This window comes from Kineococcus halophytocola (assembly GCF_041276425.1).
Taxonomy (GTDB): Bacteria; Actinomycetota; Actinomycetes; order Actinomycetales; family Kineococcaceae; genus Kineococcus; species Kineococcus halophytocola.
In genome coordinates this window covers 115,008-128,526 of the sequence record NZ_JBGFTU010000014.1, presented here as the reverse complement: position 1 = coordinate 128,526, position 13,519 = coordinate 115,008, and the positions used below count along the sequence as shown (strand labels likewise).

Below are 13,519 nucleotides of genomic sequence, written 5' to 3'. Positions count from 1 at the left end.
CCGGGGACGGGGTGGTCGACGAACCCGACGGCGATGCAGATGCTGGACCGGGACGTGATCTTCACCAACGTGGCCCTGACCGATGAGGGGGACGTGTGGTGGGAGGGGATGACCGAGCAGGTCCCGGCGCACCTGGTCGACTGGCAGGGCCGGGACTGGACGCCGGGGTGTGGGCGGCCGGCGGCTCACCCCAACGCCCGGTTCACCGTGGCCGCGGCGCAGTGCCCCTCGATCGCCGGGGACCTGCAGGACCCGCAGGGCGTGGTGGTGGATGCGGTGTTGTTCGGGGGGCGGCGGCGCAGCAACGTGCCGTTGGTGGCGCAGGCCCCGGACTGGGCGGGTGGGGTGTTCGTGGGGGCGTCGGTCTCCAGTGAGCAGACGGCGGCGGCGGAGGGGACGGTGGGGCAGTTGCGCCACGATCCGTTCGCGATGGTGCCGTTCTGCGGGTACGACATGGCTGACTACTTCGGGCACTGGGTGGGGATGGGTCGGCGGTTGTCGCAGCCGCCGGCGGTGTTCGGGGTGAACTGGTTCCGTCGGGGTGGTGATGGGCGGTTCTTGTGGCCGGGGTTCGGGGAGAACTCCCGGGTGATCGCGTGGATCTGCGCGCGGTTGGCCGGACGGGTCGGTGCGGTGTCGACGCCGGTGGGGTTGGTGCCTGCTGCTGGTGATCTGGACGTGGCCGGGTTGGGCGTGCCGGGTGCTGATCTGGCGGAGTTGTTCGCGGTGGATCCGGTGGCGTGGGCTGCGGAGCTGGATGAGTTGGAGGCGTACTTCGGACGGTTCGGCGACAAGCTCCCCACCGAACTGTCCCGTCGCCTCCACGAGATCCGCGACGAACTCCGGGCGGTGCGCTGGGAGCAGCGCCGCTGGGAGGAGTGGACGACCGACTGAGTCGTCCCCACAGACCACCGCCGTCACGTCCACCGGGCACCGGGCTCGCCGGGAGGACGTGGCGGCGGTGAACTCCCCCGCCGGGTCGGGTCAGACGCGCACGAGGACCTTGCCGACGGCCTCACCGGACTCCAGCCGGGCGAACGCCTCGCGGGCGTCGGCCAGCGCGTGCACGGAGTCGACCTCGGGTGCGAGGCCGGCGGTGTCGCAGAACTGCAGCAGCCGCTCGAACTCCTCGCGCGTCCCCATCGTCGACCCGAGGACCCGCAACTGCTTGAAGAAGACGTTCTCGAGCATCGCCGGCGCGTCCCCGCCCGTCGTCGCGCCCGCCACGACGATGCACCCGCCGGGTGTGAGCGACTGCACCGAGTGCTTCCACGTCGCCTTGCCCACCGTCTCGAACACCGCGTCGACCCGGCCGGGCAGCCGCTCCCCCGCGGCGAACGTCGCCGCCGCGCCCCAGGCGCGAGCCTTCTCCAGCCGCTCGGGCGAGCGCCCGGCCACCCAGACCCGCAACCCGGCCGCCGCCCCGAGCGCGACGAGCGCGTTCGAGACACCACCGGCGGCCCCCTGGACCAGCACGGTCTGACCGGGCACGGCCCGCGCCTGCGTGAACAGCATCCGGTAGGCCGTCAGCCAGGCCGTCCCCAGCGAGGCCGCCCGCTCGGGCGACCACCCCGCCGGGCGCGGCAGCACGTTGCGCCGCGGCACCCACACGTGCTCGGCCAGCGTCCCCGGGTGCAGCTCCGACAGCAGCGTCCGCCGGGGGTCCAGGGTCTCGTCACCACGGACGTCGTCGCCGGAGACGACGGCGTGCACGACGACCGCGGACCCGTCCTCCAGCGTCCCCGTCGCGTCGCACCCCAGCACCATCGGGAGGCGGTCGGCGGGCAGACCCACCCCGCGCAGGCTCCACAGGTCGTGCCGGTTCAGCGCGGCGACCTCCACGTCGACGCGGACCCAGCCCGCGGGGGCCTCGGCCGCCGGGGCGTCAGCCACCTCCAGGGCGGACAGCGGGTCGTCGGGACTGGCGCGGACGGCGCGGGCGGCGAGCACGCGCGCGACGCTACCCCCGCCCGCCCGGGCGCACCCGCGGTGCCGCGGTCGGTACGGTGCCGAGGTGCCCGACCACCCCGCGTCCCCCCTGTTCGACGTCCTCGACGTCCACCCGGCCGGCTCCCCCGGCGACGCCGCCGTCGACGTCTTCACCGGCCCGAACCTGATGCACTGGCGCCGGCGGCTGTTCGGCGGGCAGGTGCTGGGCCAGGTGGCGGTCGCGGCCGGCCGCACGGTGGGGACCGACCGCGTCCTGCACTCCCTGCACGCCTACTTCCTGCGCCCCGGCGACCCGGCGGTGCCCGTCGCGTTCGCGGTGGAACGGCTGCGCGACGGGCGGTCCTTCTCGGCCCGGCGCGTGCAGGCCACCCAGAACGGGGTGCCGATCCTGTCGGGCATCGCGTCCTTCCAGACGCCCGCCGAGGGCCTGGACCACGCCGAACCGGCCCCGGACGTGCCCGACCCCGAGGACGTGGTCAGCGACTACGCCGTCCTGGACGCCTCCGACCACCCGCTGGCCCACCAACTGGGCCGGGGCCGGCACGTGGAGCTGCGGCACGTCGAACCGACCCTGTACGCCGCGCCCGACCCCGAGCACCGGGCACGGCAGTCGGTCTGGTTCCGCCTCGACGCCCCCCTGCCCGGGGACGACCTCGTCCAGCGCGGCGCGCTGGCCTACGCCAGCGACCTCAGCATCCTCGAACCGGTCCTGCGCCGGAACGGGCTGGCGTGGGCGACGCCGGGGATGAACGTCGCCAGCCTGGACCACGCGATGTGGTGGCACCGCCCGGCGCGGGCCGACGAGTGGATCCTCTACGCGGCCGAGAGCCCCAACGCCTCCGGGGCGCGGGGCCTAGCGACGGGCCGGATGTACGACCGGCAGCGCCGGCTGGTGGCGACTGTCGCGCAGGAGGGCATGGTCCGCGTCAACGACTCCAACCCCGGGGGCCGCGACGGTGACGCTCAGTCGCGGGTGAGCTTGCGGTACGTCACGCGGTGCGGGCGGGCGGCGTCGGGGCCGAGGCGGGCGACCTTGTTCTGCTCGTAGCCGGCGAAGTTGCCCTCGAACCAGTACCAGTTCGCCGGGTCCTCCTCGGTGCCCTCGTAGGCGAGGATGTGCGTGGCGACGCGGTCGAGGAACCACCGGTCGTGGCTGACGACCACGGCGCAGCCGGGGAACTCCAGCAGCGCGTTCTCCAGCGACCCGAGGGTCTCCACGTCGAGGTCGTTGGTCGGCTCGTCCAGGAGCAGGACGTTGCCGCCCTCCTTGAGCGTCAGGGCCAGGTTGAGCCGGTTGCGCTCCCCGCCGGACAGGACGCCGGTCGGCTTCTGCTGGTCCGGGCCCTTGAACCCGAACGCCGAGACGTAGGCGCGCGAGGGCATCTCCTGGTTGCCGACCTGGATGAAGTCGAGCCCGTCGGAGACGGTCTCCCACAGGTTCTTGGACGGGTCCAGCCCGCCGCGGGACTGGTCGACGTAGGACAGCTTGACCGTGTCGCCGATCTTCAGGTCGCCGCCGTCCAGCTCCTCGAGCCCGACGATCGTCTTGAACAGGGTCGTCTTGCCGACGCCGTTGGGACCGATGACGCCGACGATGCCGTTGCGCGGCAGCGAGAAGGACAGCCCGTCGATGAGGGTGCGGTCACCGAAGGACTTCTTGAGGTCCTTGGCCTCGATGACCACGCTGCCCAGGCGCGGCCCGGCCGGGATCTGGATCTCCTCGAAGTCGAGCTTGCGGGTCCGCTCGGCCTCGGCGGCCATCTCCTCGTAGCGGGCCAGGCGCGCCTTGGACTTCGTCTGGCGGCCCTTGGCGTTGGAGCGCACCCACTCCAGCTCGTCCTTGAGGCGCTTGGCCAGCTTGGCGTCCTTCTTGCCCTGGACGTCCATGCGGGCGGCCTTCTTCTCCAGGTACGTGGAGTAGTTGCCCTCGTAGGGGTAGGCGCGGCCGCGGTCGAGCTCGAGGATCCACTGCGCGACGTTGTCGAGGAAGTACCGGTCGTGGGTGACGGCCAGGACGGCGCCGGGGTACTTCGCCAGGTGCTGCTCCAGCCACGTCACGGACTCGGCGTCCAGGTGGTTGGTGGGCTCGTCGAGCAGCAGCAGGTCCGGCGCCTCCAGCAGCAGCTTGCACAGCGCGACGCGGCGCTTCTCCCCGCCGGACAGGTTCGTCACGGGCGAGTCCCCGGGCGGGCAGCGCAGCGCGTCCATGGCCTGCTCGAGCTGGGAGTCCATGTCCCACGCGTTGGCGTGGTCCAGCTCCTCCTGCAGGGTGCCCATCTCGGCCATGAGGGCGTCGAAGTCGGCGTCGGGGTCCTCGAACAGGCCCGTGATCTCGTTGTAGCGGTCCATCTTCGTCTTCAGCTCGCCCAGGCCGTCCTGGACGTTCTGCAGGACCGTCTTGGACTCGTCCAGCGGCGGCTCCTGCATGAGCATGCCGACGCTGTAGCCGGGCGAGAGGCGGGCCTCGCCGTTGGACGGCTGGTCCAGCCCCGCCATGATCTTCAGGACGCTCGACTTCCCCGCGCCGTTGGGTCCGACGACCCCGATCTTGGCCCCCGGGTAGAAGGAGATCGAGACGTCGTCGAGGATGACCTTGTCCCCGTGCGCCTTGCGCGCCTTCTGCATCTGGTAGATGAATTCCGCCACGACCCCAGGCTAGTCGCAGGCGCGGGGGCGCCCACCACCCGTCGGGTCGCTACGCTGACGACCAGCTGCACCAGCCGGTCCGCCGGCCCTGCGCTCGTAGCTCAACGGACAGAGCGACCGGCTTCTACCCGGTTGGTTGGGGGTTCGAATCCCTCCGAGCGCGCCACCCCGCCCTGCGCGTCCCCGGCGGGCCGGGGACAGTGGCCCGGTGGACTCCTTCACCCGCACCGGTCTGCACCTGCGCGTCGGCGACCACGGCCCCGCCGAGGGGGACGTGGTCGTGTGCCTGCACGGTTTCCCGCAGGGGCCGGAAGCCTGGGACGACGTGGTGCCTCGCCTGACCGCGGCGGGTCTGCGGGTGCTGGTGCCCGAGCAGCGCGGGTACGGCGCGCGCGCCCGGCCCGCGCGGCGGCGGGACTACGCGCTGGCCGAGCTCGTCGCCGACGTCGACGCGCTCCTCGACGCCGCGCAGGGCCCCGCGCGCGCACCCGTGCACCTCGTCGGCCACGACTGGGGCGGGGTCGTGGCCTGGGCGTTCGCCGCGGCCCACCCCGACCGGCTGGCCTCGCTCACCGTGCTGTCCCAGGCCCACCCGGCCGCCTACCGCGCCGCGGTGACGTCCTCCTCGCAGGCGTGGCGCTCGGCCTACGTCGGGTTCTTCCAGCTGCCGGTGCTGCCCGAGCGGCTGCTGACGGCCGGGGGCGGGCGGGTGCTCGCGGCGTCGTTGCGGCGCAGCGGGTTGCCCGCCGACCTGGCCGCCGGGTACGCCCGCCGGCACAGCGCGCCGGGGAGCCTGCGCGCCGCGCTCGGCTGGTACCGGGCGCTGCCGTTCGCCACCGGGGTGGGCCCGGTCCACGTCCCGACGACGTACCTGCACGGCCGCCGGGACCCGTTCTACGCCGCGGCGGCCGTCGAGGGGACCGCCGGTCACGTGCGCGCCCCGTTCCGCCGCGTCGAGCTCGACACCGGCCACTGGATCCCCGAGCTCGCCCCCGGCGCGGTGGCCGAGGCGGTCCTCGCCGCTGCGCGCGGGTCGCAGCGGACGTAGCGTCGCGCAGGTGAGCGACTCCCCCGCGACCACCGACGTCCGCACCGCGGTCTCGACCGGTGGGGGCACGCTGCCCCTGCCCCTCGTCGGGCTCGGCACCTACGGCCTGCGCGGCGAGGCGGGCTACCGCTCCCTGCGCGACGCCCTCGACGTCGGCTACCGGCTGCTGGACACCGCGACGATGTACGAGAACGAGGACGAGGTGGGCCGCGCCGTCGCCGACGCGGGGCTGCCCGACGTGCGGATCACCACGAAGCTGCACCACGAGCACGCCGGCCGGGAGGAGGAGTTCTGCGACCGGAGCCGGCGGCTGCTGCGCGTCGACGTGCTGGACCTGTGGCTGATCCACTGGCCGCCCGGCGGGCAGGCCCGGCCCGACGTGTGGGAGCGGATGGTCGCCGCCCGTGAGGCCGGGCGGGTGCGCGCGGTGGGCGTCTCGAACTACTCGGTGGCCCAGATCGACGAGCTGACGGCCGCCACCGGCGTCGCCCCGGCGGTCAACCAGGTCAAGTGGGGACCGGCGCTGCACGACGCGGACCTGCTCGCCGCCCACCGCGAGCGCGGGGTCGTCCTGGAGGGCTACTCCCCCTTCAAGGCCACCGACCGCACGGCCGCCCCGCTGCGGGAGGCCGCCGAGCGGCACGGGGTGAGCGTGGAGCAGGTCGTCGTGCGCTGGCACGTCCAGCACAACGTCGTCGTCATCCCCAAGTCCGGGGACCGGGACCGGCAGGCCCGCAACCGGGACGTCGAGGGGTTCGCCCTGAGCGGGGAGGAGGTCGCGGCGATCGACGCCCTGGGCCGCTGAGGGCCGCGGGCGTCAGTCCGTCACGCGCACGGCCCAGGTGCCCCCGCCCAGCCCGACGACGTCCCCGTCGGTGAGCTGGCGGCCGCGCCGGTCCTCGGCCTCACCGTTGACGGTGACGTCCCCGGCCAGCAGGGCCTCGCGGGCCTGCCCGCCGGTGTCGACGGCCCCGGCCAGCTTGAGGAACTGCCCCAGCCGCACGACGCCGGTGACCTCGACCTCCTCGGTACCGCTCACTCGTCGACGGCCAGGGCGCCGAGCACCGTGGCGATGCGCTCGGCCTCGGCGCGGGTGAGGCGCTCGGGGACGAGCACCTCCACGCGGGTGCCGTCGGGCAGCGGGATGGTGTGCATGAGCATCTCGCGGCCGGTCGTGACGACCTCGGCGTCCTGCACCTGCTCCGCCTCCGGGGTCGCGGCCGTCCCCGGGGCCGGGCCGCTGCCGAGGAAGGACCGCAGCCGGTCGATGCCCTGCTCGGCCAGCCGCTCGGCCGTCGGGTCGAGCCTGCCCTGCTTCAGCAGTCCGCGCAGGACCGCGTCGAGGGACTCGCCCTGCCGCCTGTTCTCGTTCCGTGGGTCCGACATGGCCACAGCCTCGCACCCGGCCGGCCGCGGCGCGTCCCCCGCCGGTCGCGGGCGCGGCCGCCCCGGGTCCACCTCTGGACCGAGCCGGGACCGAGCCGGGGCCGGGGGCACACGGTCTACCCTCGACCAGCCCCTGCGAGCCCACCGGAAGCGGCCTGCGTGACCCCTCCCGACGTCCCTCCCGCCGGCCCCCGGCCGACCGCCCGACCGGTCACCCGGCCCGCCGAGCTGCCCGGCCCCGTCCTCGCGGCCGCGGCCGTGGCGTGGCTGGCCGCCTACGCGCTGCCGATCCTGGTCACCGACCTGCCCGCCCCCGCGCGCCACGCCTGCACGGCGGTCACGGCCGGGGTCTGGGTCCTGTTCGGCGTCGACTACCTGCGCCGGCTGGCGCAGGCGCACGACCGGGTGCGGTTCGTCGTGACCCACCCCCTGGACCTGGCCCTGCTCGTCCTGCCGGCCCTGGGGCCGCTGCGGCTGCTGCGCGTCCTGACCGTCCTGCGGATCCTGAACCGCAACAGCGGGTCCTCCCTGCGGGGGCGGGTCGGTCTCTACGTCGTCAGCGCCACGACCGTGGTCGGCTTCTGCGCGGCGCTGGCCGTCCTGGAGGCCGAGCGCACCGACCCGGCGGCCGTCATCACCACGTTCCCCGACGCCTGCTGGTGGGTGGCGACCACCATCACCACGGTCGGGTACGGCGACCTGTACCCCGTGACCGGGACCGGGCGCCTCGTCGCCGTCGGGCTCATGCTGGCCGGCATCGCGCTGCTGGGGGTGGTGACCGCGTCCCTGGCCTCGTGGCTGATCGACCGCGTCAGCGACGAGCAGGAGGAGTCCGCCGCCGCGACCCGTGCCGACGTCCAGGCCCTGGCCCGGGAGGTGCGGCAGCTGCGGGCGGAACTGCGGGCGGAGCGGGGCGGGCCGGACCCGCGCCCCGGCGGCTGAACCACGCCCCCGGGCCGGGGTCCGGCCCTCGCTCAGGCGGCGGTGGCCAGGAAGGAGTCCCACCGCGGGTCGGGCTGGTCGGCCCCGCGCACCGCCCAGGACGCCCCGCGCGGCGGGCCGGGCCGGAACGGCAGGTGCCAGCCCATCTCCTCCGGGGTCCGGTCGCCCTTGGCGTTGTTGCAGCGCACGCAGCAGGCCACGAGGTTCTCCCAGCTGTCCGGGCCGCGCCGGCTGCGGGGCAGCACGTGGTCCACGGTCGTGGCGTGCCCGCGGCAGTAGGCGCACCGCTGGTGGTCCCGGCGCAGGATCCCGCGCCGGCTGACCGGGACGACCTGGCCCCGCGGCACCCGCACGTAGCGGGTCAGGAGGATGACGGACGGGCGTTCCAGGCTCACCGTAGCCCCGACGACGGGATCGGCGTCGGCGAGGACGACCGAGGCCTTCCCCGCCAGGACCAGGACCAGGGCCCGCCGGAAGGACACGACCGCGAGCGGTTCGTAGCCGGCGTTCAGCACGAGCGTGCGCACATCCACCTCCTGAGACGACAAGAGGCGCCTTCCCCGTCGGGGGAGGCGCCTCTGAGAACGACGACGGCCGCATGGTGGTGGTGCACACGGTGGTGCCCCACGACGTGCTGCCCGGCGGGCCCGTGCGGTATGTGCGATCCGGCTCCGGCGCGGCGGCCGGGGACGCCGGCACGACGTGTGGTCATCGGCCCCCCCTGAGTCGGTGCTGCGAGTCGGTGCTGCCCGTCGTCGATGACGGCAGAGTACGTCGCGGTGGTGGCGGAGTCAGCACCTTTCCCGTGAACGCGCCCGGACGGGTCGCCGGGCCGCCACGCACGGGGGGGGGGCCCCCGCGGGGGGGGGCCCGCCCCCTGGTGGGCGGATCGGTCTCAGACCGTGGGGGCCAGCCGGCCGAAGGTGACCGAGCTGCTCCAGATCGCGCGGAGCTGGACGGGCTTCCCGGCGCGGGGGGCGTCCCACATCATGTTGTCGCCGGCGTAGATGCCGACGTGGTAGGCGCGACCGCCGGAGTTGGAGAAGAACACCAGGTCGCCCGGCACGGCGTCGCCGCGCGAGATGCCCGCGGCGGCCTGCTTCTGCGCGTTCGCGGTGCGGGGGATGTCCACCCCGATCTGGCGGTAGACGTAGCTGGTGTAGCCCGAGCAGTCGAAGCCCGACGGCGTGGTGCCGCCGTAGACGTAGGGCACACCGGCGTAGTCGTCGGCGACGGACAGGATCTGCTGACCCAGCGGGACCGGCGCGGGAGCCGGGGCCGGGGCGGGGGCCGGCGCGGCGGCCTCGACGGCGGCGGGCTGGGCCACCGCGACGGCGCTCTCGGCGACGCTGGAGGCGATGACCGGGGCGGCGTCGCCGCTGCGGGTCGCGCGCTCGATGACGGGGGCCACGACCACGGGGGCGGGGGCCGGGGCCGCCGCGAACGTGGCGGCGGTGGTGGCCAGCGTCGCCGCGGTGGCGGGGGCGGACACGACGCCGGGGGCGGTGGCGCCGAAGGCCGCCGGGACGGTGCTGGCGACCGAGGTGTCGACCGCGGTCGGCGCGGCGGCCGGGGCCGCGGTGGCGGGCAGGGCGACCGCGGCGAGCAGACCACCGGCAGCGGCGGCGACGGCGCCGGTGCGGGCGACCCCTCCGGCGGTGCGGGCGACGCTGTCCGACAGGTCGGTCAGGGGCGTGAGGGGGCGGACGGCAGCGCGGTGGCGCGCCTGGACGCGAGTCGTCAAGGTGAGGGCCTCTCCGACGCCTGCGAGGTGAGCTGTCGGGTTCGGGCGGGAGTATCGCCCGGCCGGTTCGCACCGGCTTCACCCCAAGGACTCCGCGGACCTGACGGTCGCGCATCGCCCGGGAAACGTGGTTCCCCCACCCCTGCCATGTGATGTCTCGGGGACCTCGTCGCGGTGGCAGGGCTCGGCGTCCGCGGGAGGGCATCCACGTGCGTGGTCGTGGTTGCGGGTGGACCATAACCCGTTGACGACCGGCATGTCACGGCCCGGTGACGAACAGGTGCCGAGCTGGTGACGTGCCGTCGATCATACCCTTACTCTGAGTAACATCCCACCACGGACGGCTGACCTGCGTGAACGTGGGACGAGCGAGGGCCCCCGGTGGGGCGTCACGGCTTGCGCCGCAACGCCCCCGCGCGGGGGCCGTCGGGGTGGTCCCCGGTGGCGGGGACCCCGGGAGCGTGGTGGCGGGACCGGCCGCCGGGGGGGCGGGCGCTCAGCCCACGGCGACGAAGATGTGCCCCGCCTCGGCAGGTGTGAGATCCACCACGGTCTCCCCCACGGTGACCTCCACCCCCGCGCCGGAGGAGGTGGCCACGACCTCGGCCCCGGGCACGAGCCCGGCGGTGTGGAACTTCGCCAGCAGCGGGACGTCGGTCTGCAACGGCTCGCCGAGACGGCGCACGACGACGGTCCGGCCCTCCACCTCGGGGGCCGTCAACGGCTTCACACCGGACCGGAAGGTCTCGGCCGCCTCGCCCTCGCCCAGCTCCTGCAGCCCCGGGATGGGGTTGCCGTAGGGGTCGAAGTGCGGGTGGTCCAGGATCGCGACGAGGCGCTTCTCGACCTCCTCGGACACCACGTGCTCCCAGCGGCAGGCCTCCTCGTGGACCAGGCTCCACTCCAGGCCGATGACGTCGGTGAGCAGCCGCTCGGTCAGCCGGTGCTTGCGCATGACGCGCATGGCCTTGGTGGTGCCGGCCTCGGTGAGCTGCAGGCGGCGGTCGGTGCCGACGTGCAGCAACCCGTCGCGCTCCATGCGGGCCACGGTCTGGGACACGGTGGGTCCGGAGTGGTGCAGCCGCTCGGCGATGCGAGCGCGCATCGGCACGATGCCTTCCTCTTCCAGTTCGAAGACCGTCTTGAGGTACATCTCGGTGGTGTCGATGAGATCGCTCACCCGGTCATCATCCGGCATCGGCGCCGGTGGTCGCACCCCTGTCCCCACCGTCCGTCACCGCCCGCGGCGCGGGGCAGCTGCGAACGCCTCCCGATAGCGGGCCCGCCCCGCCGCGGCTAGCGTCGGCGCCCGTGACGGCCGCACGCAGCACCAGTGGGAGCACCCGGGACGGCACCGCCGTCCTGTGGTTCCGGCGCGACCTGCGCCTGCACGACCACCCCGCCCTGCTGGCCGCGGCCCGCGACGGCGAGGTGCTGCCGCTGTTCGTGGTCGACCCGGCGCTGTGGGGCCCCTCCGGCGACGTCCGCCGCGCCTACCTGCTGCGCTCGCTGCGCGCCCTGGACGCCGACCTCGGGGGCCGGCTCGTCGTGGAGCACGGGGAACCGGCCGAGGTCGTGCGCCGCCTCGCGCAGCGGGTCGGTGCCCGCCGCGTCCACGTCAGCGCCGACGCCGGGCCCTACGGCCGCCGCCGCGACGACGCCGTCGCCACCGCGTTGGCCGAGGACCGGCGCGAACTCGTCCGCACCGGCACCCCGTACGCCATCGGGCCGGGCACGATCCTCAACGGCTCGGGCAGGCCGTTCCAGGTGTTCACGCCCTTCTCCCGCGCCTGGTCCGAGCACGGCTGGCCCGCCCCCGCCGACCCGCCCGGCGACGTCCGCTGGCTCGGCGAGGGCGAGGGCGTCGACGGCCGGCACTGGCCCGCCGAACCCGACCTCGGCGACCTCACGCTGCCCGAGGCCGGCGAGGAGGCCGCCCACGACCGCTGGCAGGAGTTCCTCGAGCACGGCCTGGCCGACTACGGCGAGGAGCGCGACCGCCCCGACCACGACGGCACCTCCCAGCTCTCGCACGCCCTGAAGTGGGGTGAGCTGCACCCGCGCACGCTGCTGGCGGACCTGCGCCGCCAGCGGTCGGACGGGGCGCGGACGTACCGGACCGAACTGTGCTGGCGCGACTTCTACGCCGACGTCCTGTGGAACCGCCCCGACAGCGCGCGGGAGTACTACAAGCCCCAGCTCGCCGGCCTGCGCTACGCCGACCCCGGGGAGGCGTTCACCGCGTGGGCGCAGGGGCGGACGGGGTACCCGGTCGTGGACGCCGGGATGCGGCAGCTGCGGTCGGTCGGCTGGGTGCACAACCGCGTCCGGATGATCGTGGCGAGCTTCCTCGTCAAGGACCTGCACGTCGAGTGGCGGCACGGGGCCCGGGAGTTCATGCACCGGCTGCGCGACGGCGACCTCGCCAGCAACAACCACGGCTGGCAGTGGGTCGCCGGGTCCGGCACCGACGCCTCGCCGTTCTTCCGCGTGTTCAACCCCGTGACCCAGGGCCAGAGGTTCGACCCGCAGGGCGACTACGTCCGCCGGTACGTCCCGGAACTGCGGCACGTGCCGGGCAGGGCCGTGCACACGCCGTGGGACGTGGCGGACGGGTACGCCCACGGCTACCCCGAACGCATCGTCGACCACGCCCACGAGCGGCGGGTCGCCCTCGACGACTACGCGCGGGTCAAGGGCTGAGCCGCGGGGGACGGTCTCCACCGTCCCCCGACGTCGCCGCGCGGTACCGCCGCAGCAGCACGTGCCCGTCCGGTCCCCGCACCACGGGGACCGAGCCGCCGACCACCTCCGCCGGCGCCTCCCGCGCGGTGCCGGGTCCGACGTCGGCCCCGACCTGCCGCAGCACGACGGCCTCCACGGCGCCGGGGTGCTCGCGGGCGAAGTCGCCGTAGACCACCGGGTCGGCCTCCCCGTCGTCACCGACCAGCACCCAGCGGACCGCGGGGAACTGCGCCCGCAACCGCTGCAGGCTGCGGCGCTTGTGGGTCCGGCCGTCGCGGAAGAACCCCTCCGGCGACGGGCCCCAGTCCGTCAGCAGCAGCGGACCGGGCGGGAAGCCGTGGCGGTCCAGGAACCGCGTCAACGGCTCGGCGAAGTTCCACGGCCCGTTGCTCAGGTAGACGACCGGCGCGTGCTCGCCGTGCGCGCCGTGCACGGCGGCGAGCAGGTCCGCCACCCCCTCCACGGGAGCGCGCTGCGCGAAGGCGCGCGTGAGCGTCCGCCAGGCGGCGCTCAGCGGGTGCTTCAGGCCGGTGAGCAGGGCGGTGTCGTCGATGTCGCAGACGATCCCGGCCCCGGCCCCCGGGTCGGCGACGTGGACCGTCGCCCCCACCTCCGGGCGGTCGCCGACGCGGAACCGGACGGGGTGCGTCCCCGGCGGCAGGGACCAGGGCAGGACGGCGTCGACCAGACCGCCCGGGCCGCTGCGCACCGTCGAGGTGGTCTGCCCGCCGTCCGTGCCGACCTCGACGTCGACGCGGGAGCGCTGCAGGGTCACCAGGCGCCGCCAGGCCGCGACACCGCGGACGTCGCTCGGTTCCCGGCCCGGGGCGGCCAGCACGACGCGGGCCAGCACCCGCACCTGTCCCGGCGTCCCGTACCCGGGGTACGGCAGGACGGCGAAGCTCCACCCGCGCCGGCGCAGGAACGCCGCCAGGACGTCGCGGCGGGCCCGCCCGAGGCGGAAGAGGGCGGCGCCCAGCCGGGACACCGGGGCCGGGTCCACCGCCCCGCCGGTCTCGCGCGGGTCCCGGTGCTCGGTGCTGCTCACCCGGGGAGTC

Annotated in this window: 14 protein-coding genes, 1 tRNA gene and 1 riboswitch; of the genes, 7 read left to right on the top strand and 8 right to left on the bottom strand. The window is 75.0% G+C overall.

Translation table 11 applies throughout. From position 1 onward, the window contains the following. A partial coding sequence (locus AB2L27_RS13510) for a phosphoenolpyruvate carboxykinase domain-containing protein (RefSeq protein ID WP_370441997.1) occupies positions 1-894 on the top strand: 894 nt, incomplete at its 5' end. A 90-nt stretch (positions 895-984) separates the two neighbouring features. Here AB2L27_RS13510 and AB2L27_RS13505 read toward each other — a convergent pair. After that, on the bottom strand, positions 985-1,950 hold the full coding sequence (locus AB2L27_RS13505) for a zinc-binding dehydrogenase (RefSeq protein ID WP_370441996.1): 966 nt from the start codon (positions 1,948-1,950) through the stop codon (positions 985-987). 64 nt (positions 1,951-2,014) lie between these two features. Between AB2L27_RS13505 and AB2L27_RS13500 the strand changes: the two genes are divergently transcribed. Beyond that, on the top strand, positions 2,015-2,998 hold the full coding sequence (locus tag AB2L27_RS13500; protein WP_370441995.1) for an acyl-CoA thioesterase: 984 nt from the start codon (positions 2,015-2,017) through the stop codon (positions 2,996-2,998). Here AB2L27_RS13500 and ettA read toward each other — a convergent pair. Beyond that, the gene (gene ettA, locus AB2L27_RS13495; RefSeq protein WP_370441994.1) at positions 2,914-4,596 is read right to left on the bottom strand and encodes an energy-dependent translational throttle protein EttA; all 1,683 of its coding nucleotides are present in this window, start codon (positions 4,594-4,596) and stop codon (positions 2,914-2,916) included. The two genes, AB2L27_RS13500 and ettA, sit on opposite strands and share 85 nt — an antisense overlap. A gap of 90 nt (positions 4,597-4,686) precedes the next feature. Here ettA and AB2L27_RS13490 point away from each other — a divergent pair. The 3 genes from AB2L27_RS13490 to AB2L27_RS13480 all read left to right on the top strand — a co-directional run bounded on the left by AB2L27_RS13490 (position 4,687) and on the right by AB2L27_RS13480 (position 6,449). Beyond that, a tRNA-Arg gene (locus tag AB2L27_RS13490) sits at positions 4,687-4,762 on the top strand. A 42-nt stretch (positions 4,763-4,804) separates the two neighbouring features. Then, positions 4,805-5,644, top strand: coding sequence for an alpha/beta fold hydrolase (locus AB2L27_RS13485; protein ID WP_370441993.1), 840 nt, complete (start codon positions 4,805-4,807; stop codon positions 5,642-5,644). 10 nt (positions 5,645-5,654) lie between these two features. Further along, positions 5,655-6,449 carry an aldo/keto reductase gene (locus AB2L27_RS13480; RefSeq protein ID WP_370441992.1) on the top strand — a complete coding sequence of 265 codons (795 nt, stop codon included), beginning with the start codon at positions 5,655-5,657 and terminating at the stop codon, positions 6,447-6,449. 12 nt (positions 6,450-6,461) lie between these two features. Here AB2L27_RS13480 and AB2L27_RS13475 read toward each other — a convergent pair whose 3' ends face one another. Together AB2L27_RS13475 and AB2L27_RS13470 are read right to left on the bottom strand one after the other, a co-directional pair. Then, positions 6,462-6,683: an RNA-binding S4 domain-containing protein gene (locus AB2L27_RS13475; RefSeq protein ID WP_370441991.1), complete on the bottom strand. Its 222-nt coding sequence runs from the start codon at positions 6,681-6,683 to the stop codon at positions 6,462-6,464. Next, on the bottom strand, positions 6,680-7,030 hold the full coding sequence (locus tag AB2L27_RS13470) for a hypothetical protein (protein WP_370441990.1): 351 nt from the start codon (positions 7,028-7,030) through the stop codon (positions 6,680-6,682). The genes AB2L27_RS13475 and AB2L27_RS13470 overlap by 4 nt, the downstream gene beginning before the upstream one ends. 159 nt (positions 7,031-7,189) lie before the next feature. Between AB2L27_RS13470 and AB2L27_RS13465 the strand changes: the two genes are divergently transcribed. Continuing rightward, the gene (locus AB2L27_RS13465; protein WP_370441989.1) at positions 7,190-7,972 is read left to right on the top strand and encodes a potassium channel family protein; all 783 of its coding nucleotides are present in this window, start codon (positions 7,190-7,192) and stop codon (positions 7,970-7,972) included. Positions 7,973-8,004: 32 nt separating this feature from the next. On the opposite strand, the gene AB2L27_RS13460 is transcribed toward AB2L27_RS13465, so the two are convergent. The 3 genes from AB2L27_RS13460 to AB2L27_RS13450 form a co-directional block, all read right to left on the bottom strand. Next, the gene (locus AB2L27_RS13460; protein WP_370441988.1) at positions 8,005-8,499 is read right to left on the bottom strand and encodes an HNH endonuclease; all 495 of its coding nucleotides are present in this window, start codon (positions 8,497-8,499) and stop codon (positions 8,005-8,007) included. Positions 8,500-8,867: 368 nt separating this feature from the next. Beyond that, positions 8,868-9,716, bottom strand: a complete 849-nt coding sequence (locus AB2L27_RS13455) for a C40 family peptidase (protein WP_370441987.1) — start codon at positions 9,714-9,716, stop codon at positions 8,868-8,870. Between the two features lie 2 nt (positions 9,717-9,718). Further along, positions 9,719-9,889, bottom strand: a riboswitch (cyclic di-AMP (ydaO/yuaA leader). A 323-nt stretch (positions 9,890-10,212) separates the two neighbouring features. Further along, a complete protein-coding gene (locus tag AB2L27_RS13450; RefSeq protein ID WP_370441986.1) occupies positions 10,213-10,896 on the bottom strand; it encodes a metal-dependent transcriptional regulator in 684 nt (227 codons plus the stop codon). Positions 10,897-11,027: 131 nt separating this feature from the next. Here AB2L27_RS13450 and AB2L27_RS13445 point away from each other — a divergent pair, with 131 nt between their 5' ends. Next, positions 11,028-12,419, top strand: coding sequence for a cryptochrome/photolyase family protein (locus tag AB2L27_RS13445; protein WP_370441985.1), 1,392 nt, complete (start codon positions 11,028-11,030; stop codon positions 12,417-12,419). On the opposite strand, the gene AB2L27_RS13440 is transcribed toward AB2L27_RS13445, so the two are convergent. Further along, the gene (locus tag AB2L27_RS13440) at positions 12,409-13,509 is read right to left on the bottom strand and encodes an App1 family protein (RefSeq protein WP_370441984.1); all 1,101 of its coding nucleotides are present in this window, start codon (positions 13,507-13,509) and stop codon (positions 12,409-12,411) included. The two genes, AB2L27_RS13445 and AB2L27_RS13440, sit on opposite strands and share 11 nt — an antisense overlap. Positions 13,510-13,519: the final 10 nt, after the last annotated feature.